Source organism: Streptomyces sp. WAC 01529, from assembly GCF_003945545.1.
Taxonomy (GTDB): domain Bacteria; phylum Actinomycetota; class Actinomycetes; order Streptomycetales; family Streptomycetaceae; genus Streptomyces; species Streptomyces anatolicus.
In genome coordinates, this window is the sequence record NZ_CP029617.1 from 4,685,554 (window position 1) to 4,709,553 (window position 24,000).

General features: G+C 71.6%; 25 protein-coding genes. 15 read left to right on the forward strand and 10 right to left on the reverse strand.

Annotated elements, in window-relative coordinates:
- Window positions 1-54: 54 nt before the first annotated feature.
- A complete protein-coding gene (locus DMA15_RS21170) occupies window positions 55-555 on the forward strand; it encodes an SRPBCC domain-containing protein (protein ID WP_125514352.1) in 501 nt (166 codons plus the stop codon).
- Here DMA15_RS21170 and DMA15_RS38020 read toward each other — a convergent pair.
- Window positions 540-662, reverse strand: a complete 123-nt coding sequence (locus tag DMA15_RS38020; RefSeq protein WP_276314362.1) for a hypothetical protein — start codon at window positions 660-662, stop codon at window positions 540-542. The two genes, DMA15_RS21170 and DMA15_RS38020, sit on opposite strands and share 16 nt — an antisense overlap.
- Between DMA15_RS38020 and DMA15_RS21175 the strand changes: the two genes are divergently transcribed.
- Window positions 661-1,596 (forward strand): DMT family transporter, encoded by a 936-nt coding sequence (locus DMA15_RS21175; RefSeq protein WP_125514353.1) that lies wholly within the window; start codon window positions 661-663, stop codon window positions 1,594-1,596. The two genes, DMA15_RS38020 and DMA15_RS21175, sit on opposite strands and share 2 nt — an antisense overlap.
- Here DMA15_RS21175 and DMA15_RS21180 read toward each other — a convergent pair.
- Both DMA15_RS21180 and DMA15_RS21185 read right to left on the reverse strand, forming a co-directional pair.
- The gene (locus DMA15_RS21180; protein WP_125514354.1) at window positions 1,487-2,389 is read right to left on the reverse strand and encodes a LysR family transcriptional regulator; all 903 of its coding nucleotides are present in this window, start codon (window positions 2,387-2,389) and stop codon (window positions 1,487-1,489) included. The genes DMA15_RS21175 and DMA15_RS21180 overlap by 110 nt on opposite strands.
- Window positions 2,389-2,724, reverse strand: coding sequence for a PLD nuclease N-terminal domain-containing protein (locus DMA15_RS21185; protein ID WP_125514355.1), 336 nt, complete (start codon window positions 2,722-2,724; stop codon window positions 2,389-2,391). Before DMA15_RS21185 ends, DMA15_RS21180 begins: the two co-directional genes overlap by 1 nt.
- 89 nt (window positions 2,725-2,813) lie before the next feature.
- Here DMA15_RS21185 and DMA15_RS21190 point away from each other — a divergent pair, with 89 nt between their 5' ends.
- From DMA15_RS21190 to DMA15_RS21230, 9 genes are all read left to right on the forward strand, one after another.
- Window positions 2,814-4,274: a menaquinone biosynthesis decarboxylase gene (locus tag DMA15_RS21190; RefSeq protein WP_125514356.1), complete on the forward strand. Its 1,461-nt coding sequence runs from the start codon at window positions 2,814-2,816 to the stop codon at window positions 4,272-4,274.
- Window positions 4,271-5,176 carry a menaquinone biosynthesis prenyltransferase MqnP gene (mqnP, locus tag DMA15_RS21195; RefSeq protein ID WP_125514357.1) on the forward strand — a complete coding sequence of 302 codons (906 nt, stop codon included), beginning with the start codon at window positions 4,271-4,273 and terminating at the stop codon, window positions 5,174-5,176. Before DMA15_RS21190 ends, mqnP begins: the two co-directional genes overlap by 4 nt.
- Window positions 5,177-5,186: 10 nt before the next feature.
- Window positions 5,187-5,870 carry a UbiX family flavin prenyltransferase gene (locus tag DMA15_RS21200; RefSeq protein WP_125514358.1) on the forward strand — a complete coding sequence of 228 codons (684 nt, stop codon included), beginning with the start codon at window positions 5,187-5,189 and terminating at the stop codon, window positions 5,868-5,870.
- A 357-nt stretch (window positions 5,871-6,227) separates the two neighbouring features.
- Window positions 6,228-6,683 carry an Lrp/AsnC family transcriptional regulator gene (locus DMA15_RS21205; RefSeq protein WP_030791839.1) on the forward strand — a complete coding sequence of 152 codons (456 nt, stop codon included), beginning with the start codon at window positions 6,228-6,230 and terminating at the stop codon, window positions 6,681-6,683.
- A 69-nt stretch (window positions 6,684-6,752) separates the two neighbouring features.
- A complete protein-coding gene (mqnE, locus tag DMA15_RS21210) occupies window positions 6,753-7,916 on the forward strand; it encodes an aminofutalosine synthase MqnE (protein WP_125514359.1) in 1,164 nt (387 codons plus the stop codon).
- 87 nt (window positions 7,917-8,003) lie between these two features.
- Window positions 8,004-8,321: a DUF4229 domain-containing protein gene (locus tag DMA15_RS21215; RefSeq protein WP_125514360.1), complete on the forward strand. Its 318-nt coding sequence runs from the start codon at window positions 8,004-8,006 to the stop codon at window positions 8,319-8,321.
- A gap of 348 nt (window positions 8,322-8,669) precedes the next feature.
- Window positions 8,670-10,040, forward strand: a complete 1,371-nt coding sequence (locus DMA15_RS21220) for a dicarboxylate/amino acid:cation symporter (protein ID WP_125514361.1) — start codon at window positions 8,670-8,672, stop codon at window positions 10,038-10,040.
- Window positions 10,041-10,224: 184 nt separating this feature from the next.
- On the forward strand, window positions 10,225-10,830 hold the full coding sequence (locus DMA15_RS21225) for a TetR/AcrR family transcriptional regulator (RefSeq protein ID WP_125517917.1): 606 nt from the start codon (window positions 10,225-10,227) through the stop codon (window positions 10,828-10,830).
- Between the two features lie 121 nt (window positions 10,831-10,951).
- Complete coding sequence (locus tag DMA15_RS21230; RefSeq protein ID WP_125514362.1) at window positions 10,952-12,529, forward strand: alpha/beta hydrolase; 1,578 nt, start codon at window positions 10,952-10,954, stop codon at window positions 12,527-12,529.
- Window positions 12,530-12,554: 25 nt separating this feature from the next.
- Here DMA15_RS21230 and DMA15_RS21235 read toward each other — a convergent pair whose 3' ends face one another.
- Window positions 12,555-13,409, reverse strand: coding sequence for a helix-turn-helix transcriptional regulator (locus DMA15_RS21235; protein ID WP_125514363.1), 855 nt, complete (start codon window positions 13,407-13,409; stop codon window positions 12,555-12,557).
- Window positions 13,410-13,592: 183 nt separating this feature from the next.
- On the opposite strand from DMA15_RS21235, the gene DMA15_RS21240 reads away from it, so the two are divergent.
- The gene (locus tag DMA15_RS21240; RefSeq protein WP_125514364.1) at window positions 13,593-14,987 is read left to right on the forward strand and encodes an MFS transporter; all 1,395 of its coding nucleotides are present in this window, start codon (window positions 13,593-13,595) and stop codon (window positions 14,985-14,987) included.
- Here the strand turns inward: DMA15_RS21240 and DMA15_RS21245 are convergent.
- From DMA15_RS21245 to DMA15_RS21255, 3 genes are all read right to left on the reverse strand, one after another.
- Window positions 14,935-15,993, reverse strand: coding sequence for a molybdopterin-dependent oxidoreductase (locus DMA15_RS21245; protein ID WP_125514365.1), 1,059 nt, complete (start codon window positions 15,991-15,993; stop codon window positions 14,935-14,937). The genes DMA15_RS21240 and DMA15_RS21245 overlap by 53 nt on opposite strands.
- Before the next feature lie 297 nt (window positions 15,994-16,290).
- Complete coding sequence (locus tag DMA15_RS21250) at window positions 16,291-17,478, reverse strand: lipase family protein (RefSeq protein ID WP_125514366.1); 1,188 nt, start codon at window positions 17,476-17,478, stop codon at window positions 16,291-16,293.
- 115 nt (window positions 17,479-17,593) lie between these two features.
- Window positions 17,594-18,604 (reverse strand): AraC family transcriptional regulator, encoded by a 1,011-nt coding sequence (locus DMA15_RS21255; RefSeq protein ID WP_125514367.1) that lies wholly within the window; start codon window positions 18,602-18,604, stop codon window positions 17,594-17,596.
- Between the two features lie 94 nt (window positions 18,605-18,698).
- On the opposite strand from DMA15_RS21255, the gene DMA15_RS21260 reads away from it, so the two are divergent.
- Window positions 18,699-20,543, forward strand: a complete 1,845-nt coding sequence (locus DMA15_RS21260; RefSeq protein WP_125514368.1) for a long-chain fatty acid--CoA ligase — start codon at window positions 18,699-18,701, stop codon at window positions 20,541-20,543.
- Window positions 20,544-20,565: 22 nt separating this feature from the next.
- Here the strand turns inward: DMA15_RS21260 and DMA15_RS21265 are convergent, their stop codons facing one another.
- Both DMA15_RS21265 and DMA15_RS21270 read right to left on the reverse strand, forming a co-directional pair.
- Window positions 20,566-20,880 (reverse strand): AzlD domain-containing protein, encoded by a 315-nt coding sequence (locus DMA15_RS21265; RefSeq protein ID WP_125514369.1) that lies wholly within the window; start codon window positions 20,878-20,880, stop codon window positions 20,566-20,568.
- Complete coding sequence (locus tag DMA15_RS21270) at window positions 20,877-21,680, reverse strand: AzlC family ABC transporter permease (RefSeq protein ID WP_125514370.1); 804 nt, start codon at window positions 21,678-21,680, stop codon at window positions 20,877-20,879. The genes DMA15_RS21265 and DMA15_RS21270 overlap by 4 nt, the downstream gene beginning before the upstream one ends.
- A 214-nt stretch (window positions 21,681-21,894) precedes the next feature.
- On the opposite strand from DMA15_RS21270, the gene DMA15_RS21275 reads away from it, so the two are divergent.
- Window positions 21,895-22,437 (forward strand): XRE family transcriptional regulator, encoded by a 543-nt coding sequence (locus DMA15_RS21275; RefSeq protein WP_164551947.1) that lies wholly within the window; start codon window positions 21,895-21,897, stop codon window positions 22,435-22,437.
- A 160-nt stretch (window positions 22,438-22,597) separates the two neighbouring features.
- Here DMA15_RS21275 and DMA15_RS21280 read toward each other — a convergent pair whose 3' ends face one another.
- A complete protein-coding gene (locus DMA15_RS21280; protein ID WP_018528239.1) occupies window positions 22,598-22,801 on the reverse strand; it encodes a cold-shock protein in 204 nt (67 codons plus the stop codon).
- 338 nt (window positions 22,802-23,139) lie between these two features.
- Here DMA15_RS21280 and DMA15_RS21285 point away from each other — a divergent pair, with 338 nt between their 5' ends.
- On the forward strand, window positions 23,140-23,994 hold the full coding sequence (locus DMA15_RS21285; protein WP_240660237.1) for a menaquinone biosynthesis protein: 855 nt from the start codon (window positions 23,140-23,142) through the stop codon (window positions 23,992-23,994).
- The last annotated feature ends 6 nt before the right edge of the window (window positions 23,995-24,000 follow it).

Consider the following 24,000-nt stretch of genomic DNA (forward strand, 5'->3'; position numbering starts at 1 on the left):
GCCGACGTACGCGCAAGGGGTGCGGAACGGGCCGCTCCGGGCCAGGCTTGTGCCATGACCGAGACGATCGGGCAGGGCACGAGCCGGACCGAGGGCGCCACCCAGCACCTCCACTACGAACTGAGCCTTCCCCACCCTGTGGAAAACGTCTGGGCGGCGGTGGCCACCCCCGAAGGGCTGCCGGGGTGGCTGGCCGCCGCCGACGTGTTCGAGCCCCGGCTCGGCGGCGCCATCACGCTGCGCTGGCTGAACGGCGAGGCTGATGCCGTGCACTCCGGGCACATCACGGCCTGGGACCCGGACGTGGTCGCCGAGTACACGATCGACCTGCACGGCCGGTGCCGCTTCCACCTCGAACCGGCCGGAGCCTCCGCCACGACGCTGCGCTTCACCAACGAGTTCGAGGGCGACGACGCGCTGCGCCTGGACTGCCTCGCCGGCTGGCACGACCACTTCGAGTACCTGACGGACGCGCTCCAGGGCCGCCCCAAGGACTGGTCGACATGGAGCACGGACCGCTGGCGCGAGCTGCGCGAGACCTACGCGGCCGACTGACCGGACGCCGCCGACCAGGCCTCATCGACGGCGCCGATCGGCCCATCGGCAGGACGCCCCACCAGGCCGTGGACCAGCGCGTTCGCCCGCTCGTACGTTCCTGGCATGACCCCAGAGAACAAGGGCACCGTCCAGCTCACCGCCGCCATGACGCTCTCCGGCACCCTCGGCGTGTTCGTCGTGGAGTCCGGTGCCTCCGTCTTCAACGTCGTCTTCTTCCGCGTCCTGTTCGGCGCCCTCGCCCTCGGCGCGTACGCCTTCGCCCGCGGCTACTTCCGCGACCACGGGCTCACCCCCAAGAAGCTCGGGCTCGCCGCGCTCGGCGGGCTGTTCATCGTCTTCAACTGGGTGTTCCTCTTCAAGGCGTACGAGGCCACCTCGATCTCCCTGGCCACCGTCGTCTACCACACGCAGCCCTTCTTCCTGGTGCTGCTCAGCGCCCTCGTCCTGCGCGAGCGCCCGACCCGGTCCCAACTGGGCTGGCTGGCCGCCGCGTTCGCGGGGCTCGTGCTCGTCTCCGGGGTGCGCCCGGGGGACACCGGCTCGCTCGCGGGCATCGGGCTCGCGCTGCTCGCCGCCGTCCTCTACGCCCTGTCCACCCTCGTCACCAAGCGCGTCACGGGCGTACGTCCCCACTTGACCGCCCTGGTCCAAGTCCTGGTCGGCATACCGCTGTTGCTGCCCTTCACCGACTTCGGCGCGATGCGCGGCACCGGCACCGGATGGGCCTGGCTCGTCGGCCTCGGCGTGATCCACACCGGTCTGATGTACGTCCTGATGTACGCGGCCTACGCGAAGCTCCCCACGCCCAAGATCGCCGTACTCGCCTTCACTTACCCGGCGGTCGCGATGGTCGCCGACTGGGCCGTCTACGGCCACCACATCGGGCTCGTCCAGGCGCTCGGCGTCCCGCTGATCGTCCTGGCCGGGCTCAAGGTGACGCTTGCTCCCGCACGAGCCGCACGGCCTGCTCCACGAACAGCCGCACATGCGGGGGAAGCCGCTTCCCCGACCGCCACGCGAGCTGCGTCCACAACGTGAACGGCGGCTCCCAGGGCAGCCGTACCAGCGTGCCCGCCGCCAGCTCCCGCGCCACGGCCACGGCCGGCAGCAGCGCCACCCCGAGCCCGCCCGCCACGCCCTGCTTGGTCGCCTCGATGGTGCCGAACTCCATGAACGGCGGCGGCGCCCCCGTCCGCTCCCGCAGCTCCGCCTCGAACAGGTCCCGGTAGGGGCAGCCGGGCTCGGTGCCCACGAGCTGCACCGCCGCCAGGTCGGCCGTGGTGAGCGCGGCCGCGCCGCGTGCCGCCAGCGCGTGGCCGGGGGCGCAGACCAGGACGAGCGGCTCCTCGGCGAGCACCTCGCTCTCCAGGCCCTGGTGCTCGGTCCCCGGCTCCATCAGGAACCCCACGTCGTACGTCCCCTGCCGCAGCGCCTGCCGGGTCTCGTCGCCCAGCGTGGGGCGCAGCGAGAGCCGCACCTTCGGGTAGCGGTGGTGGAAGAGTTCGAGGAGCGGTGGCAGCCGGTAGGAGGTCAGCGACTCCATGGTGCCGACCGCGATCGCGCCGGACGGCTCCTCGGCGCCGACGACCGCGGCCCGCGCCTCGTCGGCCAGCTCGATCAGCTGCCGGGCGTAGGGCAGCAGTCGCGTGCCCGCCTCGGTCAGGCGGATGCGGCTGCCGAGCCGGTCGAAGAGTTCCGTGCCGAGCGAGGACTCCAGGGCGCGGATCTGGCTGGTCACGCTCGACTGCGCGTACCCCAGTCCGGTGGCGGCCCGGGTGAAGCTGAGGACGGTGGCGACCTTCTCGAAGGTGACAAGCAGGCGCAGCTCCATCAGCCGTCGCTGCCCTTGTCCCGCTTCTTCTCGTCGGGGTCCTCGTCGCGGGTCTCGTCCTTGAGGGACTTCAGGAACTCGGGGTTGTCGTCCGGCGCGACCCAGCGCGTACGGCCCGTGCGGCCCCGGGCGGTGCCGGTGCCCGGCGCGTGCCGCACCTTGCCCGTGACGAACCAGGCGATGGGGCCGAGCAGGACCTCGCCGAAGAGCAGGACGATGATGACCCACACCACCTTGGGCAGATGCCTGACCTCCTTCTCGGGAGTGTTCAGGACATCGATGAAGGCGTAGATCCATACCGCCAGGACCAGCACGAACGGCAGATACCTGAGCATGGTGGTGCGATCCCCCAAGCGATGACGGCGAGAGGCGTGCGTGCCCCCGGTGACGGGGCCAGGGTAGCCGGTGCCGGATACTGGAACGCATGGCTTACGACGATCTTCGCTCCCTGCTCCGCGCACTGGAGCGCGAGGGCGATCTCAAGCGCATCAAGGCCGAGGTCGACCCGTACCTGGAGGTCGGTGAGATCGTCGACCGGGTACAGAAGGCCGGCGGCCCCGCCCTCCTCTTCGAGAACGTCAAGGGCTCGGCGATGCCCCTGGCGATGAACGTGTACGGGACGGACCGCCGCCTGCTCAAGGCGCTCGGCCTGAAGTCGTACGGCGAGATCAGCGAGAAGATCGGCGGCCTGCTCAAGCCGGAGCTGCCGCACGGCTTCGTCGGGGTGCGCGAGGCGTTCGGCAAGCTCGGCGCGATGACGCACGTACCGCCGAAGAAGGTGAAGGCGGAGAACGCCCCCGTCCAGGAAGTGGTCCTCACCGGCGACGACGTGGACCTGGAGCGGCTGCCCGCGCTCTTCACCTGGCCCGAGGACGGCGGCTCCTTCTTCAACCTCGGCCTGACCCACACCAAGGACCCCGACACCGGGGTGCGCAACCTCGGCCTCTACCGCCTCCAGCGCCACGACAAGCGCACCATCGGCATGCACTGGCAGATCCACAAGGACAGCCGCAACCACTACCAGGTGGCGGCCCGCAGGGGTGAGAGGCTGCCCGTCGCGATCGCCTTCGGCTGCCCGCCCGCCGTCACGTACGCGTCGACGGCCCCGCTCCCCGGTGACATGGACGAGTACATGCTCGCCGGGTTCATCCAGGGCAAGCGGGTGGAGATGGTCGACTGCAAGACGGTCCCGCTCCAGGTGCCCGCGCACGCCGAGGTCGTCATCGAGGGCTGGCTGGAGCCCGGCGAGATGCTGCCCGAGGGGCCCTTCGGCGACCACACCGGCTTCTACACGCCGCAGGAGCCCTTCCCCGCGCTGAGGATCGACTGCGTGACGATGCGGAGGCGGCCGCTGCTCCAGTCGATCGTCGTCGGCCGCCCGCCGACGGAGGACGGCCCGCTGGGCCGCGCCACCGAGCGCTTCTTCCTGCCGCTGCTCAAGGTGATCGTGCCGGACATCGTCGACTACCACCTGCCGGAGTCGGGCGGCTTCCACAACTGCGCGATCGTCTCGATCGACAAGAAGTACCCCAAGCACGCGCAGAAGGTCATGCACGCCATCTGGGGCGCGCACATGATGTCCCTGACGAAGCTGATCGTCGTCGTGGACAAGGACTGTGACGTCCACGACCTGCACGAGGTGTCCTGGCGGGCGCTCGGCAACACGGACTACGCCCGTGACCTCACCGTCGTGGAAGGCCCGGTCGACCACCTCGACCACGCCTCCTACCAGCAGTTCTGGGGCGGCAAGGCGGGCATCGACGCGACGCGCAAACTGCCCGAGGAGGGGTACACGCGCGACGGCGGCTGGCCGGAGATGGTGGTGTCCGACCCGGAGACCGCCTCGAAGGTGGACCGTCGCTGGAAGGAGTACGGACTCTCGTGACCTCAGCATCCGCCGCGCTCCCGCGGCAGCCGGGCAGGACCAAGGCCTTCCTGCGCCTCGTCATGATCGAGCACTCGGTCTTCGCGCTGCCCTTCGCCTACATCGCCGCCCTGTCCGCGATGTTCCAGCTCGACGGGAACATCCACTGGGTGCGGCTGCTCCTGGTGACCATCTGCATGGTGGGGCTGCGGACGTTCGCCATGGCCGCGAACCGCATCATCGACCGTGAGATCGACGCCCGTAACCCGAGGACCGCCCACCGCGAGCTGGTCACCGGCGCGGTGTCGGTGAAGTCCGCGTGGACGGGCGCGCTGATCGCCCTCGCCGTCTTCCTCGGCGCGGCCGCGCTGCTCAACCCGCTGTGCCTGGCGCTCGCGCCCATCGCGGTGATCCCGATGGTCGTCTATCCGTACGGCAAGCGGTTCACGAACTTCCCGCAGGCGATCCTCGGTCTGGCCCAGGCGATGGGCCCGGTCGGCGCCTGGATCGCCGTCACCGGCGAGTGGTCGTGGCAGGCCGTCATCCTCGGCCTCGCGGTCGGCGTGTGGATCGGCGGCTTCGACCTGATCTATGCCTGCCAGGACGTGGAGACCGACCGCGAGGTCGGCGTGATGTCGGTGCCCGCGCGGTTCGGCATCCCGGCCGCCATCCGGGGCGCGCGCGGCTGCCACCTGGTGACCACGGGCCTCTTCGTCTGGTACGGGCTCGACACGGGCGCCGGCGCGTTCTTCTGGCTGGGGCTCGTCATCGTCGCGGCCGCCTTCCTGTACGAGCACTCGATCGTGAAGCCGCACGACCTGTCCCGGCTCGACCGGGCCTTCTTCCAGGTGAACGGCTTCATCGGCATCGCGCTCTTCGTCTGCGCGCTGCTCGATCTGCTCGTCCGCGGGCTCACCGTCTAGGCTGCACAGCGTGAATCCAGGAGATACGCAGCGTAGGCCTTGGATCGTGGGGGTCTCGGGGGCCTCGGGAACGCCGTACGCCGCCGCGGTGCTGCGCGCGCTGCTCGCGGCGGGCGAGAGCGTCGACCTCGTGGTGTCGCGGGCCTCGCGGCTGACGCTGCTCGACGAGACCGGCATCTCCTTCCGGGACGCGCACTGGCGGGACGACCTGCGGCAGTGGCTGGCGCGCGGCGCGGACGGGAAGCCGGACACCTTCGACGTGCCGGGGGAGTCCCTGGCGGAGGTGCGGTACTGGGCGGCCGGTGATCTGGCGGCGGGCCCGTCCTCGGGGTCGTACGCGACGAAGGGGATGCTGATCGTGCCGGCGTCCACGGCGTGCGTGGCGGGGGTGGCGCTCGGGCTCTCGAAGGACCTGTTGCAGCGGTCGGCGAGCGTGACGCTCAAGGAAGGCCGACGGCTGGTGGTCTGCGTACGCGAGACACCGCTGAACGGGCAGACGCTGAAGCACCTGGTGAGCCTGGACGAGGCGGGCGCGAGCGTGCTGCCCGCCTCCCCGGCGTTCTACGCGGGGGCGACGCACATCCAGGACCTGGTGGACTTCGTCGCCGGCCGGGTCCTTGACGCGGCGGACGTGCCGCACGACTTGTACCGCCGGTGGAAGGGGCAGCTGGGGAGCGCTTCCGGTGAAGGGTGACCGCCCCCAGGGTGAGCGCCCCGAAGGGGCGCGGGGAACTGCGCGAGCAACCAAGACGAACCCGCACCCGGCACCGACCCCGACCCCCACGGCGGGACTACCGCTTCTTAGTGCCCCGAGCCTTCTTAACGCCCCGACGCGCCGCCGCAACCTCCGCACGGGAGCGGTTGGCCAGGTCCTGGAGCTCGCGCATACGGGCGTAGGCCATCTCGATCGAGTACACGGGGTGACTCACTCCTGAAGGATCGTCGTTGATCTGCTGAGATTGAGAAAGATTCACAGGGTGCAGACCCTGTTGCGCCTTAGATTCTACACATAGACTCGCGGTATCGCTGAATAATGAAAGGCATCGCACCTATGGACGCCGTGGACAGGCAGCTCATCCAGGCCCTGCGGGAGAACGGTCGCGCCTCGTACGCCGAACTCGGCCGGCTCGTGGGCCTCTCCGGGCCGAGCGTCACGGACCGGATCAACCGCCTCGAAGCGGCCGGTGTCATCACCGGCTACCGCGCGACCGTCGACTCCGCCTCGCTGGGCCTCGGCGTCATCGCCCTCATCGGCATCTCGCTCTCCGACGCCGCCGACCACGAGGACGTGGCCCGCCGCCTGAAGGACCTGCACGAGATCGAGGACTGCTGGTTCATCGCCGGCGACGACTCGTACATGCTCAAGGTCAGGGCGAGCGACGTGGACGGCCTGGAGAAGACGATCCGCAGGCTCAGCGGCACGCGCGGGGTCTCCCGGACGCGTACGACGATCGTGCTCTCCACCAAGTGGGAGAACCGCGTCGGGGAGCTGCCCGAGGAGGAGTGAGGTCCGGGGCGTACCGTTGGCGCAGGTTTGTCGTAGGTCGTAGGTCGCTGGAGAGGTAAGGGCGAGGGCATGGACGCAGGTCTCAAGCGCGAGCTGGAGCAGAAGGTCCGGGACGGCGAGCGGCTGTCCCGCGAGGACGGCATCGCGCTCTACGAGTCGGACGACCTGGCCTGGCTCGGCGGCCTCGCCCACGAGGTGCGCACCCGCAAGAACGGCGACGTCGTCCACTTCAACGTCAACCGCCACCTCAACATGACGAACGTGTGCACCGCCTCGTGCGCGTACTGCTCGTTCCAGCGCAAGCCGGGCGAGAAGGACGCGTACACGATGCGCATCGAGGAGGCCGTCCGCCTCGCCAAGGCGATGGAGGGCGAGAACCTCACCGAGCTGCACATCGTCAACGGCCTGCACCCGAACCTGCCGTGGCGCTACTACCCGCGTTCGCTGAGCGAGCTGAAGAAGGCGCTCCCGAACGTCTCCCTCAAGGCCTTCACGGCCACCGAGATCCACCACTTCGAGACGATCTCCGGCATGTCGGCATCCGACATCCTGGACGAGCTGATCGAGGCGGGCCTGGAGTCGCTGACCGGCGGCGGCGCGGAGATCTTCGACTGGGAGGTGCGGCAGCACATCGTCGACCACCGCACCCACTGGGAGGACTGGTCCCGCATCCACCGCCTCGCGCACGAGAAGGGTCTGAAGACCCCGTGCACGATGCTGTACGGCCACATCGAGGAGCCGCGCCACCGCGTGGACCACGTCCTTCGGCTGCGGGAGCTGCAGGACGAGACGAACGGCTTCCAGGTCTTCATCCCGCTGCGCTACCAGCACGACTTCGTCGACGTGAAGGACGGCAAGGTCAGGAACCGCCTCCAGGCGCGCACCACCATGGCGTCCGGCGCCGAGGCACTGAAGACCTTCGCCGTCTCGCGCCTGCTCTTCGACAACGTCCCGCACGTCAAGGTCTTCTGGGTCATGCACGGCCTCCAGACGACGCAGCTCGCGCTGCAGCACGGCGCCGACGACATGGACGGCTCGGTCGTCGAGTACAAGATCACGCATGACGCGGACAACTTCGGCACGCCGAACAAGCTGACCCGCGAGGACCTCCTCGACCTGATCCGCGAGGCCGGCTTCCGCCCGGTGGAGCGGAACACGCGCTACGAGGCGATCCGGGAGTACGAGGGCCCCGACCCGCTGCTGCGCGAGACGCCGCAGGCGATGCGGGTCTGACCCCCTTGCCGGGCGCGGGCTCCGCCATGCTTCACTGGAGAGGCTCGTCCAGCTCGGGCCCATTTCGGAACGGAAGAGTGGATTGCCATGCTCCGCTACACGCTGATGCGCCTCGGAATCTTCGTGGGTTGCTTCGTGGTCGTCTGGGGCCTCGTCTACTCCGAGATCCTGCCGCGCGGACTCGGCGACTCGAACCTGCTGTGGGTGCTGCTGCTCGCGCTGGTCGTCTCCGCCCCCATCAGCTTCGTGGTGCTCCGCAAGGAGCGTGACCGCGCCTCGGAGCAGGTCGTCGCCAAGGTCGACCGCGCCAAGGCCAACCTGGAGGCGAACCGCACCCAGGAGGACGAGGCGGACGACGTGGCGCGGGCGCGCGCGCAGGGCAGGGCGCAGGCGCAGGGCTCGTAAGCTTCGTCACACACTCATCGGGACCCCGGTCCGGAGCATGCGGCTCCGGGCCGGGGTTCTGTGCGTGCGGGGGCTCCCGGGGACTCCTGGGGGAGGCGCTACCTCAAACAAGACCTTTGATGTTCTCAAAGTACGAGTGTTAACGTATTCGACATGAAGACAGCAGCAGCGCACCACCACGCCATGAGCGTCCCGCTCGTGGCGCGCCTGCATGTCGATCTCTGCCGCTGCATGTCCGCGGCCTGTCACGTCTGACCGTGACCCCCGCCGCAGCGGCCCCGCTGACCCTTCGCGGTCGCCGCTCCCGTACGTCCCCCTCCCCCTGATTTTCCTCACCGGAGTGTGTCCGTGTCCGCGAATTCCGCGACGCCCGCCGACAAGGCGGGCCAGACCGAGAAGCCCGAGTCCCGCTTCCGGATAACCAAGTTCCTCAAGATCCCCTTCTGGGCGCAGATCCTCGCCGGTCTGGTGTTCGGCGTGCTGCTCGGCTGGATCGCCCGCGACCAGGACGTGTCCTGGCTCGTCACCACGCTGGACAAGGTGGGCAGCACCTTCATCGGCCTGCTGAAGCTCGCGGTCGCCCCGCTCGTCTTCTTCGCGATCCTGGTCTCCATCACCAACCTGCGGAAGGTCAACAACGCCGCGCGGCTCGCCACCCGCACCCTGCTGTGGTTCATGATCACGTCGCTGATCGCGGTGGCCATCGGCCTCACCATCGGCCTGCTCACCAACCCCGGCTCCGGCACCGGCCTCACCCCGAAGGACGGCAAGGCCCCCGACCACGCGGGCTCCTGGATCGACTTCCTCACCGGGATCATCCCGACGGACGTCATCACGCCCTTCACCGAGCTGAACGTCCTGCAGATCGTCTTCATGGCCGCCGTCGCCGGTGTCGCCGTACTGAAGATCGGCGACAAGGCGCAGCCGATCCTGGAGCTGAGCGAGTCGGTCCTCGCGCTGCTCCAGAAGGCCCTGTGGTGGGTCATCAAGCTCTCCCCGATCGGCACGGTCGGCCTCATCGGCTTCGCCATCGCGGACTACGGCTGGAACCTCATCAGCAAGTACGCGACGTTCACCGCGGACATCTACATCGGCTGCGCCCTGGTGATGTTCGGCGTCTACCCGCTGCTGCTCGCGTTCGTCGCCAAGGTGAACCCGCTCCAGTTCTTCAAGGGCGCCTGGCCCGCGATCCAGCTGGCGTTCGTCTCGCGCTCCTCGGTCGGCACGATGCCGGTCACCCAGAAGGTCACCGAGCGGCTCGGCGTGCCGAAGGAGTACACGTCCTTCGCGGTGCCCTTCGGCGCCACGACCAAGATGGACGGCTGCGCGGCCATCTACCCCTCGATCGCCGCGATCTTCGTCGCGCAGATCTTCGACGTGGACCTGGGCGTCAAGGAGTACCTGCTCATCGCGTTCGTCTCGGTGGTGGGCTCGGCGGCGACCGCCGGTCTGACCGGCGCGACCGTGATGCTGACGCTGACCCTCTCCACGCTCGGCCTGCCGATGGAGGGCGTCGGCCTGCTCCTCGCCATCGACCCCGTCCTGGACATGATGCGCACCGCCACGAACGTGGCCGGGCAGGCGCTGGTGCCGGTGATCGTCGCGGCCCGCGAGAAGATCCTCGACCGGGAGGCGTACGAGAGTGCCTCGGCGTCGCCGCTCGACGACTTCGGGACGGCCGAGGGTGACTCCTCGCGGGCGGTGCCCGCGACCGCCTGACGGCACCCATGGTGAACGACTGAGCCCTGTCCCGGAGTTGATCCGGGGCGGGGCTCTTTCATGGGCGGGGGCCGGGGCGGAGTCCGGTAATCGTTCGGCTCGCTCCGACGACCGTACGCTGACGTGTGAACGGGCGGCGTGCGGAACAGGGGGCAGGGTGGGCGAGAAGCGGCGGCAGAAGCGGATGCCGCGGGCCGTGCGCGAGCGGCAGATGCTGGACGCGGCGGTGCGGATCTTCGGGCAGCGGGGGTACCGGGCCGCTTCCATGGACGAGATCGCGGAGCTGGCCGGGGTGTCGAAGCCGCTGGTGTACCTGTATCTGAACTCCAAGGAAGAGCTGTTCAGCGCCTGCATACGGCGGGAGGCCGGGGCGCTCGTCGACGCGGTGCGGGACGGGGTGAGCGCCGCCGCGGGGGAGCCGGCCGACCGGCAACTCCGGGACGGGCTGCGGGCGTTCTTCACACACACCGCGGAGCGGCCGGACGGCTGGGCGGTGCTGCACAGTCAGGCGCGGACGCAGGGGGAGCCGTTCGCCGCGCTCGTCGCGGCGATGCGGGAAGAGATGCTGGCCTATGTGACGTCGCTGATCGCGACGGCGGCACGGGAGGCCCACGGGGACCCCTCGCTGCCGGACCGGGAGGTGGCGGGCCTCGCGCGGGCGCTGGTGGGCGCGGCGGAGTCGCTGGCGGACTGGGCCAACGAGGAGGAGTCGGTCTCGGCGAGGGAGGCGGCGTCCACGTTGATGAACTTCGCCTGGGTGGGGCTGGGAGGGCTGGTCGAGGGGAGATAGGCCCCCCGGACCCCCGGTGAGGCGATGGGCCCCGGCCCCCGACCCCGCTACGGAGAGTGAGGGGGCGAGGGAGGAAAGGGGCGTTTAGGGTGGGGCTGGGGGAGAGCCCTGGGAGGTTGCCGTGCGGGGAACTGTCGCAGTCGGCGCAATAGCCGTGCTGACCGTCCTGGGAACGGGCGCCCCCGCTCTCGCCCCACCGGCGACCGGCCGCCCCGACCTTTCGCGGTACTACACGCAGAAGATCAAGTGGGGCCCCTGCAAGGGCTCGACCGAGGCCGTGGCGGACGCCACCGGGCACGCCAAGGACGTCCAGTGCGCGGACCTGACCGTCCCGCTGGACTACGCCGAGCCCGCCACCGGCACGGTGGACCTCGCGATGATCCGGATGAGGTCGAGCGCGAGCGGCAAGCCGCGAGGCTCCCTGCTGCTGAACTTCGGCGGGCCCGGCGGCCCCGGCGTCTCCGCGCTGGCCGGGGCGCAGAAGGAGTTCGGCTTCCTCAGCAAGGGCTACGACGTCGTCTCCTTCGACCCGCGCGGAGTGGGCCAGAGCGACCCCGTCAGCTGCGGGGACGCCGACGGGCAGACCGAGCCCGTGGCGGGGGAGGGCGACGACCCGGCCGCCGTCCTCGCCGAGTTGCGCAAGGTCGCCAAGGAGTGCGAGGCCAAGTCCGGCCCCGTACTGCCGTACATGGGGACCATCAATGTCTCGCGCGACCTGGACGTCATGCGGGCCGCCCTCGGCGACAAGAAGCTCAACTACCTCGGTTTCTCGTACGGAACGCGGCTCGGCGCCGTATACGCCGCCCAGTTCCCGAAGAAGGTCGGGCGGATGGTGCTCGACGGAGTGGACACGCTGACCGAGCCCGTCGCCGAGCAGTCCCTCGTGACCGCCGAGGGACGCCAGACGGCCCTCGACAACTTCCTCACCTGGTGCACGGGGAACGCGGGCTGCGTCTTCGGCACCGACGCGCGGGCCGCCCGGCACGGCATGGTCCAGCTCATCCGGGACATGGACGAGATGCCGCTGCGGTCCATGGAGGGCGAGGAGTTCACCGGCCAGGACGTCGTCGGCGTACTCGGCCAGGCCCTCTACAGCAGGCAGGCGTGGCCCGCGCTGTCGCAGGCGCTGGGCGCGCTGCTCGCGGACGGTGACCCCCGGGCGCTGATCCGGATGAGCGGCGGGCTCGCGGGCGGTGTGGGCGGCGGGGGAGGCGGCGGCACGGGCCTGGCGGGTGAGGAGGTGCCCATGGACAACATGTCCGCCGCCCTCATGGCCGTGAACTGCGCCGACGACCCCGACCGGCCCGGTGCCGCGCGCATCGAGAAGGAAGTGGGCAGGCTTCAGGAGGAGTTCGAGGAGGCGTCGCCCGTCTTCGGCAAGTCGATGCTGATGCCGGTGCTGCTGTGCTTCGGGCGGCCCCCGGGGACCCGGTACATCCGCGAGGACGTGCGGGACCTGAAGTCGCCGAAGCTGCTGCTCGTCGGTACGCGCGGCGACCCCGCGACGCCCTACCGCTGGACGGAGGAGACCGCGCGCCGGCTCGGCCCGCAGGCCGTCGTCCTGGACAACAAGGGTGACGGGCACACCGGTTACCTCGGGTCCAAGTGCGTACAGGACAAGGTGGACGGGTTCCTGCTGTACGGGGAGATGCCGAAGAGCGGGAGCTCTTGCGGGCTGGACAGCCGGACCGCCGAGTGAGCCTCGTCAGTGGGGCTTCAAGGGGTCAGGGGTGTGCCGGCGAGGTGAGGGCCAGCATCGCCGCCTCGTCGCTCGTGCCCTCCTTGGCCTGGTAGACCACCATGCGCTGGCCGCCCGTCCTCGCCAGCTTCAGCACCTCGTACGTGAGGGTCATCGCGCCGACCCTCGGATGCGCGAAGGACTTGGTGCCGCCACCCCGTTCCCGTACGTCGTAACGCTCCCAGATCCGGGCGAAGTCCGGTGATTTGAGGAGGAGTTCGCCGACGAGGCTGGTCAGGCGCGGCGAGTCCGTGTCCGTGCCGCCGACCGCGCGCAGATGCGCCACCGACGTGGCGACCGTCTCCTCCCAGGGCTGGTAGAGCGTGCGGCCCACGGGGTGCAGGAAGAGGTAGCGGGTGACGTTGCGCTGCTCGGCGGGCCAGTCCCACAGGCCGGGGAGCAGGGCCCGGCCGGGGGCGTTGGCGGCCAGCATGTAGCTGTGCCTGCTCACGACGTACGCGGGCAGCGGGGCCAGCGCGTCCAGCATGCGCGTGGTGGACTCGCGGACCGTGTCGTCGGCGGTGGGGTGCGGTTCCGTGAGGCGGCCCGAGGCGAGTTCGGCCAGCTCGTGCAGGCGCTCGTGGGCGTCGCCCGACAGGCGCAGGGCGCGGGCCAGGGCGTCGATGACGGCGGGGGAGGGGTTCGTCTCGCGGCCGCGCTCCAGGCGGGTGTAGTAGTCGACGCTCACTCCGGCGAGGGTCGCCAGTTCCTCGCGGCGCAGCCCCGGAGTACGGCGCAGGCCGGTGCCGGCGGGGAGCCCGGCGTCGGCGGGGGTGACGCGGGCCCTGCGGGCGCGGAGATATCTGCCGAGTTCCGTTCCGGTGGCGCGGGCTGTCGTCATCCCGCCATTGTCGCTGGTCGCGGGGGTGTGTGGGGGGCCCTGTCAGGGCCAGGAACGGGGCGGTCTGGCGGGGGTCCCCGGGCGCGGGCATCGTCGGGGTTCCGCCGCTACCGCGGCGGCTGATCGTCGCCGCTCTCACCCACCCGCCCGTCACCTCGCACACCCCCCCGCCGTAGGAGCCTCATGTCCGCCACCCTCGCCCCCGAGCCCGTCCGCACGGCCGCGCCCCCCTCCCCCCGCACCGGCAGCCCCGTCGCCCTCGTCGCCTCGCTCCTCGGCTTCAGCGTCATCACCATCGACGTCACCGCCGTGAACATCGCGCTGCCCGGCATCCGCGCCGACCTCCACGGCGGCATGGCCGGGCTCCAGTGGGTCGTGGACGCGTACACGCTGATGTTCGCCGCCCTGATGCTCTCCGCGGGGGCGCTCGCCGACCGGGCGGGGGCCCGGCGGGCCTACGCCTGGGGCGTGGGGCTCTTCACCGCCGCCTCGCTCGCCTGCGCGCTCGCGCCCGGCATCGGCGCGCTGATCGCCGCCCGCGTCGCGCAGGGCGGGGCCGCCGCCATCGTGATGCCCGCCTCCCTCGCGCTGATCCGGCAGGCGTACGACGATCCGCGCCGCCGCGCCCGCGCCATCGCGCTGTGGACGGTCGGCGGCTCGGCGGCCGTCGCCGTCGGGCCCGTACTCGGCGGCGTCCTCACGGAGACCGCCGGGTGGCGTGCCGTCTTCCTGCTCAACCTCCCCGTGGGCGCGCTCATCCTCGCCCTCCTCGCCCGCACCGCCCGCTCCCCGCGCCGCCCCGCCCCGCTCGACCTCGCGGGGCAGGTGACCGCCGTGCTGGCCCTCGCCGGGCTCGCTTTCGCCGTCATCGAGGGCGGGCACCTGGGGTGGACGAGCGCGCCGGTGCTCGCCGCGTTCGCCGTGGCCGCCGCTTCCGGCTTCGCCTTCCGCGCCGCCGAGAAGCGGCACAGCGCGCCCATGGTCCCGCTCGGGCTGCTGCGCCGGCGGCAGGTCTCGGTCGCTCTGGCGGTCGGCTTCGCGGTGAACGCCGGGTTCTACGGCGTGACGTTCCTCCTCGGCCTCTACTACCAGCAGCTGCGCGGTATGTCGGGGATCGAGGCGGGCCTGATGTTCGTGCCGCTGGCGGCGTTCATCACCGGTACGAACCTCGTCTCGCCCCGCCTCGCCGAGCGCGTCGGACGGCGCCGGGTCGTCGTCCTGGGCCAGGCCGTGCTCGCGCTCGCCATGTTCGCCCTGCTCCCGCTGGCGGCGCACACTCCGCTCTGGCTCGTGCTGGTGCTGCTGATCCCGACCGGTATCGGCGGCGCGCTCGCCGTCCCCGCGCTGACCGCGCAGCTCATGGACAGCGTGCCGGGCGAGCGCGCGGGCACCGCGTCGGGGCTCCTCAACTCCCTGCGCCAGACCGGCGGCGCCATGTCCGTCGCCCTCTTCGGCGCCCTCCTCGCGGGCACGGACTCCGGCTTCTCGCTGCCGGGCATGCGGACGGGGCTCCTGGTCGCGGGCCTCACCCTGTGCGCGACGACCGCCCTCGCGGCGCGCCTGCTGCCCCGCGACTGACCTCGCGGGACAGGGCCTGGGGCCGGACCGTGAACGCCACCTCGTGGACGGAGTTGCGGGAGCCCGGCGGCGGCTGGACGCGGCCCGTGGCGTCCGTGGCCCGGGAGCGGACGGTGTGCGGGCCCGGCGGGAGCGCGCGGCGCAGGGAGAAGCCCTGCCAGGTCGGGTCGGCGCCCAGCGCGTCCAGCGTGGCCGGTTCCCAGGGGCCCGAGTCGAAGGAGAGGTCGACGCGTACGACCTCCGTCGTGCTCCAGGCCCGGCCCCTGAACTGCGTGTGCCCGCGCGGGAGTTCCGTGTCCGGGGCCGGCGTGAGGAGTCTGCTGTTGACGTCCACGTCCCGCACCGGCTGCGGGGCCCCGCCACCGGGCGGCGTCCGCGTGTAGAACGTCGTCGTGAACATGTGCTCCGCCCGCTCGTCCGTCAGGACGATCCGCGTCAGCCACTTCACCGAGTTCGTGCCGAACATGCGGGGCACCACGGCCCGCAGCGGATGGCCGTGCCGGGGACGCAGGGGCTCGCCGTTCATGCCGTGCGCCAGGAACACCCGGCGGCGCGCGGTCTCCAACGGCAGGTCCTTCACGTACGACAGGCCGTCCTCGCCGTGGAAGGAGCCGGTGTCCGCGCCCTCGAAGCGCACGTGCCGGGCGGCGGGCAGCGGCCCCGCCCGGTCCAGGAGTACGGCGAGGGGGAAGCCGGTCCACTCCACGTTCGCCACCGCGCGCGTCGGCACGTCGGGGCGCAGCGGGCTGCCGAAGCACTCGTGGACGGCGGTCAGCTGCCGCGAGGGCAGGGCCAGGAGCGCGGGCAGGTCCAGGCGCAGGGGCCGCTCGACCAGGCCCTCCACGGTCAGCGTCCAGGCACTCGCGTCGAGGTCCGGGACGCCCAAGTGCGTACGTACGAAGAGGTGGTCGAGCGGTGTGACGAAGTCCGGGCCCGGGGCGGGGTCGCTCCGCGAGGGGTCGTCCGGCGGAGGCGTCAGCGGCGCGGAGGAAGCGGGTGTGGTCATCGCCTCTCGCTTCCCCCTTCGACCCCCTCCGGTTCCGTGAACAGGGCGTACAGAGCGAACAACGCGAGCATGGCCAGCGACAGGGCCGCGGACGATATGGGCATGACGAGAATTCCCCCGGGTTCCTCAAGTCCTGCGAACCTCGGAATCCTAGGGGGGTGGGTCAGGCGGCGCCCACTCATTTTCAGCGGGGCGTTCTCGGCGGGGCGTTTTCCGCGGGGCCTTCTCCGCGGCACGCCGGTGGGGGCGGCCCTCGCCCCGTGACGAGGGAGAGCCGCCCCCACCGGTCCGCCGCGCTCAGCAGTTGCCGCGCACCGGCTTCCCAGCGAAGCGTTCCGCCAGCCACTGGGCGGCGTGTGGCGACTGTGTGATCACCCCGCTGACGTGCTCACCTATCGGGATGGTGTGCCACTCGACGTTCGCGCCCTTCGCGCACCAGTCGGCGCGGACCTGCCTGCCGACGCCGTACGGGATCAGCTCGTCGGCCAGCGCGTGGTACAGGTACACCGGCGCGGCCGGCTTGGTGGTGCCGACCTGCGACTCGCGCAGGCGCCGCTGCCAGTCGGGCTGGTCGAGGGGGTTCTTGGTCGTCATCGAGTCGATCGACTTGAAGGAACCGAGCACCGCCCCGTCCGCCACGCAGGTGTTCTTCATGGCGCCGATGAGCGTCCTGCCGGCCGGGTTCAGATAGGAGTCGAGCCTCAGCTCGGGAAAGGCCGCGTTCTGGCCGATCGCCGCCATGAATATCAGGCCCGAGCCGTACGAACCGTCGTTGAACTCCGCGACCTTCATCAGGTCGCCGGGGACGCCGCCGGTCGCCGTGCCCTTGACGTCGAGGTCGGGGGCGTACGAGCCGTGCAGCTCGGCCGCCCAGGAGGAGGCCTGGCCGCCCTGCGAGTAGCCCATGATGCCGACCGGGGTGTCCTTCCCGAGGCCCGCCTCGGGGTGGCGGATCGCGGCGCGGGCCGCGTCCAGCATCGCCTGGCCGGCCGAGCGGCCCACGGTGTAGGTGTGGTCGCCGGGGGTGCCGAGACCCTCGTAGTCGGTGACGGCCACCGCCCAGCCGCGCAGGGTGAGCTGCTGGATGAGGTTGGCCTCCATGGTGGTCCCTCTCGGGAAGCCCGCGCTGGGCGCGCAGCGGTCGGCCACGCCGACCGTCCCCACCGCGTACGTGATCAGGGGGCGTGGGCCCGTCCTGCCGTCCTGCGGCACGATGACCGTGCCGGAGACGGTGTTGGGTTCGCCCTTGGCCGTCGTCGAGCGGTAGTGGATCTTCCAGGCCTTGGTGTTGGTCGGCTGGCCCGGCAGGGGGTGGAAGCTGCTCGCCTCGGAGCTGACGATGTCACCCGGGGACGCGGGCGCGGAGGCGCCGCTCTCCGCGGCCGTGCCGGTCCCCGCGGCGTGGGCCGCGCCGAGTGGAGTAATGGCCGACAGGCCGAGCGCGGCCACCACGGCCCATGACCGGAAGCTGATGCGTGTGTGCATGCGGCTCTCCCAACTGCACAGGGGCTGGGAACTTCGGGCCTCGACCGTAGTGACTGGTGAGTAAGTGGAGGGCTGACCGGGACGCTCAGCTTCGTTGACCGCAGCTCAACTTTCCTCAGCCGAGGCCGCCCCTGCTCGTGCGGTACGCGCCCGGCGTCGTCCCCGTCCAGCGGCGGAACGCCCGGTGGAAGGCCGTGTCCTCGGAGAAGCCGAGCCGCGCCGCGAGCTCCGCGATCGGCTCGTGGCCGTCCGCGAGGCCCGCGATCGCCGCGTCCCGCCGCACCGCGTCCTTCAACTGCTGGTACGACGTGGACTCCTCGGCCAGCCGGCGACGCAGCGTCGCGGGGCTCACCGCGAGCCGGGCCGCGATCTCGCCGAGCGAGGGGAGCCGGGGCGAGGAGCGCAGGGAGCGCGCGAGGGTGCGGCGCACTTGCTCGGCGACGGTCGTGCCGTACTCGCGGCGGGTCAGCAGCTCGAAGGGCGCGCGGCGCAGCATCTCGTCCAGCGCCTCCTCGTCCCTGACCAGCGGGGCGTCGAGCCAGTGCGTGGCGAACCCGGCGCCGGTGCGCCCCGCGCCGAACCGCACGGGGCAGCCGAAGAGCAGCTCGTACTCGTCCTTGTGCGCGGGCGGCTGGTGCCCGAACTCCGCCCAGCGCAGCGGAATGCGGCGGCCGATCAGCCAGCTGCACAGGCGGTGCCAGATGATGACCAGGCACTCGGCGAGGAAGTAGTCCTGTTCCAGGTCGCTGCGGACGCCGAACACGGCCTCGTCGCCCCGGCGTTCCAGGACGAGGTCGGGGCCGCCGGGAAAGAGGCCGTAGAAGGTGACGCCCCGCTGCACCGCGGCGCCGAGGTCACGGCAGCCGAGCGCGGCCTGGCACATCATCGCGAACGTGCCCGGCCTGCTGACGGCGGAGCCGAGACCGAGGAACTCGTCCTGCGTGGCGCGGTACAGCCCCCGGAAGAGCCGGGCGAACTGCGGGACGCTCACGCGGGCCCGGTCGTCGCCGAGGAGCAGCGGCGGGATCCCGGCGCCCCGCAGCAACGGCACGGTGTCCACGCCGCGCCGTTCGGCACCGCGCAGCACGGCCCGCACATGGTGCACGGTGATCGTCCGCCTGGCCATGTCCTGACGGTAGCGCCGCGCTGAGCGCCCCGGCCAGCGGCGCTGACGTTTCGCGTCATCCCGTGCGCGGGGCGCGCTCCCTAGCGTCGTACGCATGCAGCAGACGCGCAAGGACCCCCTGACGGCGGCGGAACTCCCCACGACACTGGCCCTGTTGACGGAGTGGGCCGCGGAGCGCTACAGCGAGCTGCCCGCCCTGCGGTTCCGCCGCGACGGGGCCTGGACCGAACTCTCCTACGTGGGTCTGCGGGACCGCGCACGCCAGGTGGGCCGCGCCCTGCTCGCGCTCGGCGTCCGTCCCGGCGACCGCGTGGCGATCCTCGCCGAGACCCGCCCCGAGTGGACCCACGCCCATTTCGGGGCGCTCGCGGCGGGCGCGGTCGTGGTGCCCGTCTACCCGACGGCGGGCGACGAGGAGGTCACGTGGGTGGTGACGGACTCGGGCGCGACGGTGATCCTCTGCGAGGACGCCCGCCAGGCGGCGAAGGTCGAACGGCTGCGGGGGGAGGGCCGGTTGAAGGGTCTGCGGGAGGTGGCCCTGCTGACGGCTCCCGATCCTGCCGACACCGCCGCCGAGGGCGCTGCTGTTGGGCGGTGGATGGTGCTCGGGGCACAGGACGCGCAGCGGCCGGTGGAAGGTGCCGCCGCGCTCGACGTCCTGCTGGAGAGGGCCGCCGCCCGGGGCGAGGACGACCTGGCCACCATCATCTACACGTCCGGCACCACCGGCGCGCCCAAGGGATGCCTCCTGACCCACGGCAACCTGCTAGCCGTGCAGCGCGCCAGCGTGCCGCTCGTCGGCGGGGGCCCCGGCGATTCCACGTACCTCTATCTGCCGCTCGCCCATCTCCTCGCCCAGCTCATCGAGTTCACCACGCTCCTCCAGGGCGGCACGCTCACCTTCTTCGGCGGGCGGATCGAGGACGTCGTCGGCGAGCTGGCACAGGCGCGGCCCACCCATCTGCCGTCCGTGCCACGCCTCTTCGAGAAGGTGCGCTCGGTCGTGCTGTCGCTCGCAGAGGCGCAGGAGGGCGGGCGCGAACGGTTCGAGGAGGCCGTCCGCATCGGCGTCATGGCCGCCGACGGCACCCTTCCGCCCGACCTCCAGGACGCGTACGAGGCCGCCGACAAGGCCCTCTACGGCCTGGTCCGGCAGGCGCTCGGCGGCCGGGTCCGCTGGGCGCTCACCGGCGGCGCGCCCATCGCGCCGGACACCGTCGACTTCCTGCGGGCCTGCGGCATCGCGGTCTACGAGGGTTACGGCATGACGGAGTCGGCCGGGGTCCTCACCCTCAACCACCCCGGCGCCGTGCGCCACGGCACGGTGGGCCGCCCGGTCGACGGCGTCGAGCTGCGCATCGCGGCCGACGGCGAGGTCCTGGCCCGGGGGCCCATGGTCTTCCCCGGCTACCACAACAACCCCGAGGCCACCCGCGAGACCGTCGACGCCGAAGGCTGGCTGCACACGGGCGACCTGGGCGCGCTCGACGACGACGGCTACCTCACGATCACCGGCCGCAAGAAGGAACTGATCATCACCTCCGCGGGCAAGAACCTCACGCCCTCCCTGAGCGAACTCGCCGTGCAGAACTCGCGGTTCGTCTCCCGCGCCGTCATGGTCGGCGACCGTCGCCCCCACCCCGTCGCCCTGATCACCCTGGACACCGAGGAGGTCACCGGCTGGGCCGCCCGCGAGGGCGTGGAGCTGACCGAGCCGCTCTCCCGCGACCCGCGCGTCCGCGCCCTCGTCCAGGAGGCCGTGGACACCGCCAACGCCACCGTCTCGCGCCCCGCCCGCATCCGCCGGTTCGCCGTACTGGACGAGGACTTCACGGTGGAGGAAGGCCTGCTCACCCCGAGCCTGAAGGTGCGCAGGCGCGCGGTCACGGAGAGGTACGCGCACGTCGTGGACGCGCTGTACGAGGAAGGCCCCCTGTAGTACGAGGAAGGGCTCAGGCCCGTCACGACACCCCGGCGAGCCGCAGCAGCGCGGTCACCGCCGACGCGGCCACCACGACCACGGCGAACGGCGCCCTGCGCCAGGCGAGGACCCCGCCGACCAGCACCCCGGCGGGCCTCGCCCACCCCGCGAAGTCCCGGCCCTCCGTGAGGGCGACCGTGGCGAGCAGCGCGACCAGCAGGACCGTGGCGCCGGTGGTCAGCAACTCCTGCACGCGGTCCGGGAGTTCGACGCGGCCGTGCAGCACGGGCCCGGCCAGGCGGAAGGCGTACGTGCCGACGGCGAGGGCGAGGACACAGGCGAGCGTGGCGTTCATGAGGCGCTCCCGGGAGGGGTGGTGCGGCGAGAGGCGGTACGGGGAGAGGGGGTACGGGGACGGCGGCGCCCGGGGCCGCGGCGCGCCGCGAGCAGACCGAGGAGGGCGAGCAGTACCGGCAGCCCCGGAGGCAGCAGCGGCGCCGCGACGACCGCGATCACCGCGCCGGCCGCCGCCGCCCGCCGGGCCGCGCCGTCACCGCGCAGCGCGGGCAGCACCAGGGCGAGCAGCACCACGGGGAACGCCGCGTCGAGCCCGAACCGGTCCGTGTCGCCGAGCGCCGAGCCGGTGAGGGCGCCCGCGAGCACGCTGAGGTTCCACGCCACGAACAGCCCGACGCCGGATATCCAGAACGCCGCCTTGCGCTGCCCGCGGCCCTTCTGCGCGAGGACGAACGCCGCCGTCTCGTCGGTGATGAGGTGCGCGCCGATCAGCCGCGCCGTCCAGGTGCGGCCGATGTCGTCGGCGAGGGCCAGACTGAAGGCGGCCGTACGGGTGTTGAGCAGCAGCCCGGTCGCCGCCGCGGCCACCGGACCGCCGCCCGCGGTGAGGATGCCGACCGCGCTGAACTGGGCGGAGCCCGCGTACACGAGCAGCGACATGAGGACAGGCACCCACAGCGGAAGGCCGCCCCCGACGGCTATCGCGCCGAAGGAGACACCGACGAGGACGTCGGCGAGCAGTACGAGCGCGATGTCGCGCAGGACGCCGGGCGGGAGGTCGGAGAAGCGGACGAGCCCCGGCGCGGCATTCTCGTCCGTTCGCTGGGATGGGTCTTCTGTTCGGTGTGGCGAACGCATGCATCGTAGGATGGGGCGAGAAGGTTCCGTTCGTCAAGGCGAACGATCGGTCCGCCGCAGCGAACGCTCGGTGGGCGAGGCGACAGGAGTGAACGTGATGACTGAGGGCACCGGTACCGGCACTGGCCTCGGTTCCGGCACCGGCACCGGCCCCGCTTTCGGCGGCGGGAGCGGCACCGGCACCGGCGGCACCCGCGAGGCCCCGCCCTCCCGCATGCCCCGCGAGTGGGTCGCCACCGCCCTGCGCCGCGAGCGCGCGAAGGCCGGGATCTCCCTCTCCGAGCTGGCCAAGCGGGCCGGTATCGCGAAGTCCACGCTCTCCCAGCTGGAGGCGGCCACCGGCAATCCCGGCATCGAGACGGTCTGGGCGCTGGCCGTGGCGCTCGGGGTGCCGTTCAGCGTGCTCGTGGAGTCGCCCGCCCCCGCGGTGACGGTGATCCGCGCGGGCGAGGGCCCGTCCATGCGGGCCGAGAACGCGCCGTACGTGGGCACGCTGCTCTCCGCCGGCCCGGCCGGCGTGCGGCGCGACGTCTACCACGGGGCGATGGAGCCGGGCGCGGCCCGCGAGTCCGATCCGCACATCCCGGGCTCGGTGGAGCACGTCGTCATCAGCACGGGCCGCCTCCTGGCGGGCCCGCGCGACGAGACGGTGGAGCTGGGCGCCGGGGACTACATGTCGTACCCGGGAGACGTCCCCCACCTGTACGAGGCGCTGGCCCCCGGCACGACCTTCGTCCTGATCATGGAGCACCCGTAGGCGGCACGGGCCCCGGCGGCGCCGACCGCTCGGGGCCCCGGAGAAAGGCAGGAGCCCCGCTTCTCCGCTCGCGCGGAGGAGCAGGGCTCCTTGGGTACTGCATCCATGTCCGGATCAAGTCACCGGAGAATCACACGCCCCACTTACGTGAGGCGTCCGATTACTGAGGGGTGACGTTCTCCGCCTGCGGACCCTTCGGGCCCTGCGTCACGTCGAAGGAAACGGCCTGGTTCTCCTCGAGGGAGCGGAAGCCGTTCGCGTTGATCGCGGAGTAGTGGACGAAGACGTCCGGGCCGCCGCCTTCCTGGGCAATGAAGCCAAAGCCCTTTTCAGCGTTGAACCACTTCACGGTTCCGGTAGCCATAAGCCCTCCTTGGGCCAAAGGGTTGCCCTGCTCCAGAACCAGCGATTGTTTAAACAACTGCGTAAGTCTGAAAACGACGAGAGCCTACGGAGTTACATGCTCCGCAGGCTCTGTACTGCAAGGGAAACCAAACTGCAACTTGCGGCGAGCTTAGCACGCAGGCAGGGGAATGCAATAGGGGGCAAGATCACGTCACCCGCAGGTTTGACGAGGCTCCCGGCGGGGTTGACGGAGGCCCCGTAAGGGACCCGGCGCCCGCACCGTACCGCATGGGGGCTAGCCTCCCCGATGTGGACAATTCTCCCCTGGACGCCTTCGCGGGAGCAGGCGCCGAACAGCTGCCCGACTCCCGTCGCACCCCCCGGCCGCGCGTCGGCCACATCCAGTTCCTGAACTGCGTGCCCCTCTACTGGGGGCTCGCGCGGACCGGGACGCTCCTCGACTTCGAGCTGACGAAGGACACCCCCGAGCGGCTCAGCGAGCAGCTGGTGCGGGGCGAGCTGGACATCGCGCCCGTGACGCTCGTGGAGTTCCTCAAGAACGCCGACGACCTCGTCGCCTTCCCCGATCTCGCGGTCGGCTGCGACGGGCCCGTGATGTCCTGCGTGATCGTCTCGCAGGTCCCGCTCGACCGGCTCGACGGGGCGCGGGTCGCCCTCGGCTCGACCTCGCGCACCTCGGTGCGGCTCGCCCAGCTGCTGCTCGCCGAGCGGTACGGCGTGCAGCCCGAGTACTACGCGTGCCCGCCCGACCTGGGCCTCATGATGCGGGAGGCGGACGCCGCCGTCCTCATCGGCGACGCGGCGCTGCGCGCCAACCTGATCGACGCGCCCCGCCTCGGCCTCGACGTGTACGACCTGGGCGAGATGTGGAAGGAGTGGACGGGCCTGCCGTTCGTCTTCGCCGTCTGGGCCGCCCGGCGCGACTACGCCGAGCGGGAGCCGGAGGTCGTGCGGGCGGTGCACAAGGCCTTCCTCGCCTCCCGCGACCTCTCCCTGGAGGAGGTCGCGAAGGTCGCCGAGCAGGCCGCGCGCTGGGAGTCCTTCGACGCCGGCGTCCTGGAGCGGTACTTCACGACGCTCGACTTCCGCTTCGGCCCGGCCCAGCTGGAGGGCGTCACCGAGTTCGCCCGCCGGGTCGGCCCGACGACGGGCTTCCCGGCGGACGTACGGGTGGAGCTGCTGGAGCCTTAGCGAGGC